Annotated in this window: 3 protein-coding genes; all 3 read left to right on the forward strand. The window is 59.4% G+C overall.

The genetic code is table 11. From position 1 onward, the window contains the following. Positions 1-1,701 (forward strand): hybrid sensor histidine kinase/response regulator (locus VZ95_RS04375; RefSeq protein WP_045774793.1); only part of this gene is annotated, 1,701 nt, incomplete at its 5' end. After that, complete coding sequence (locus VZ95_RS04380) at positions 1,698-2,195, forward strand: chemotaxis protein CheW (RefSeq protein WP_045774794.1); 498 nt, start codon at positions 1,698-1,700, stop codon at positions 2,193-2,195. The genes VZ95_RS04375 and VZ95_RS04380, both read left to right, overlap by 4 nt. An 80-nt stretch (positions 2,196-2,275) precedes the next feature. Continuing rightward, positions 2,276-2,516: response regulator (locus tag VZ95_RS04385; protein ID WP_045774795.1), on the forward strand; the 241-nt coding region annotated here is incomplete at its 3' end.

Consider the following 2,516-nt stretch of genomic DNA (forward strand, 5'->3'; position numbering starts at 1 on the left):
AGTGTGCGCAATTCCGCCGATCACGGGTTGGAAACGCCGGACGAGCGCCTGCGGGCCAATAAGTCCGAAACGGGCCGGATCACGCTGAACGCCTATCATGAAGGCGGGCATATCCTCATCGAGATCTCCGATGATGGGCGCGGTCTCAATACTGAGCGAATCAAAGCCAAGATCATCCAGAATGGCCTCGCCAGCGAGTCTGAACTGGATGGTATGGCCGACGCGCAGATCTATCAGTTCATCTTCAAGCCGGGCTTCTCCACGGCAGCGGCAGTGACCGCTGTGTCGGGGCGCGGCGTGGGCATGGACGTGGTCCGCACCAATATCGAAAAGATCGGCGGCACGATTGAGTTGAAGTCGAAGTTCGGGCGCGGCTCGACCTTCGTCATCAAGATCCCGCTGACCCTCGCCATCGTTTCGGCGTTGATTGTGGAAAGCTGTGGCGAGCGCTTCGCCATTCCGCAAATCAGTGTCGTGGAACTGGTTCGCGCCAGCGCCGATTCGGAACATCGCATCGAGCGCATCCACGGCACGCCGGTCTTGCGCCTGCGCAACCGCCTGCTGCCGCTGGTGAGCCTGGAGCGCCTGTTACGCCTCGACCGCACCGAAGGCGATACGACGACGGAAAGCTTCATCATCGTCGCCCAAGTCGGCACCTATAACTTCGGTATTATGGTCGATCGGGTGTTCGATACCGAAGAAATCGTGGTGAAGCCGGTCGCGCCGATCCTGCGGCATCTGTCGCTGTTCTCGGGCAATACCATCCTGGGCGATGGCTCGGTCATCATGATCCTCGATCCGAACGGTATTGCCGCGTCCACGGGCGAAATGACGGTGAGCGAAAACGCGCAAGTGGATGCCGCCGCCGCCCGCGACACCCACGACCACGAACGCACGACGCTGCTCATCTTCCGTGCGGGCGATGGCGGGCCGAAGGCCGTTCCCTTGTCGCTCGTGGCGCGTTTGGAAGAAATCGACCTCGAAACCGTCGAATTCAGCCACGATAAGCCGATGGTGCAGTATCGCGATAAGCTGATGCCGCTCATCCCGATCGTGCCCGGCATGAAAATGCAGCGCACGGGCCGTCAGCCGGTGCTGGTGTTTGCCGATGGTGAGCATTCGATGGGCCTCGTCGTCGATGAAATCATCGATATCGTCGAAGACCGTATGGCGGTGGAACTTGCCGCCGACCGTCCGGGCTTTATCGGCTCCGCCATTATCGCGGGCCGGGCGACGGATGTGATCGACACGGGTTACTTCCTGCTGCAAGCTTTCGGCGATTGGTTCCACGCGGGCCGCGACAAGCTGTTCGATGGCCGGACAAAGGCGAAACGCATTCTGCTGGTCGATGACAGCCCCTTCTTCCGCAATCTGCTGATCCCGATCCTGTCGGTGAACGGCTTCTCCGTGACCTCCGCCGATAGCGCCGACGACGCGCTGACGATGGTGGAAAGCGGCGAAACCTTCGATGTGATCGTCAGCGATATCGAAATGCCGGGGACGAACGGTTACGAGTTTGCCCGCGCGGTTTCGGCGAGCAAATGGGCGGGAACGCCGATGGTCGCCCTCTCCAGCCACACTGCGCCGCAGGATTTGGAGCGGGCGCGGGAAGTGGGCTTTACGGATTATGTGCCGAAGTTTGATCGGGATGCCTTAATCCATACGCTGAACCAACTGCTGAGCACGGAGAAGGTGGCATGAGCGAACTGGTTGCTTCTGGAAAGCGGAACGTCGCCCGCCAGGGTTTCACCGCTGACGAACAACGCCAGTATGTGTCCATCACCATCGATGGGCAGATGTTTGGTATTCCTGTGTTGATCGTTCACGATGTTTTGGGGCCGCAGCGGATTACCCGCATTCCCCTGGCCCCGGCGGAAGTTGCGGGCTCGCTTAACTTGCGCGGGCGGATCGTCACGGCCATCGACGTGCGTCTGCGATTGGGGCTGTTGAAGCGCCCGGTCAATATGGACGGCATGAGTGTCGTCGTTGAGCATTCGGGCGAGTTCTATAGCTTGATGGTCGATGGTGTGGGTGAAGTGCTCACCCTGTCGTCCGCCGAGTTCGAGCGGAACCCGGCGACGCTCGATCCGCGCTGGCGCGATATTTCGCTGGGGATCTATCGCCTCCAGGATCAATTGCTGGTAATCTTGGACGTTAACCGTCTGTTAGACTTTACGCGTAACGAAGCGGCCTAAACACAGGAAGAGTCTCTCTTCTCCCCCTGGAATAGGGTATAAGAAGCCGTAACGTCATCCCAGAGAGTGGAGTAGGGCCAATGAAATCTTGCCTCATCGTCGACGACTCGCGGGTCGTCCGCATGGTGGCCAAGAAGATTCTGCAGGAACTCGGTTTCGAGACCTCGGAGGCAGAGGACGGCAAAAAGGCCATGGAAGCCTGTCAAAAAGCTATGCCAGACGTCATCCTGCTGGATTGGAATATGCCCGTCATGAATGGGATCGAATTCCTGCGGGAGCTACGCGCTTTCCCAGGCGGCGATGCCCCGAAAAGTCGTGTTC

Source organism: Elstera litoralis, assembly GCF_000963705.1.
Lineage (GTDB): Bacteria > Pseudomonadota > Alphaproteobacteria > Elsterales > Elsteraceae > Elstera > Elstera litoralis.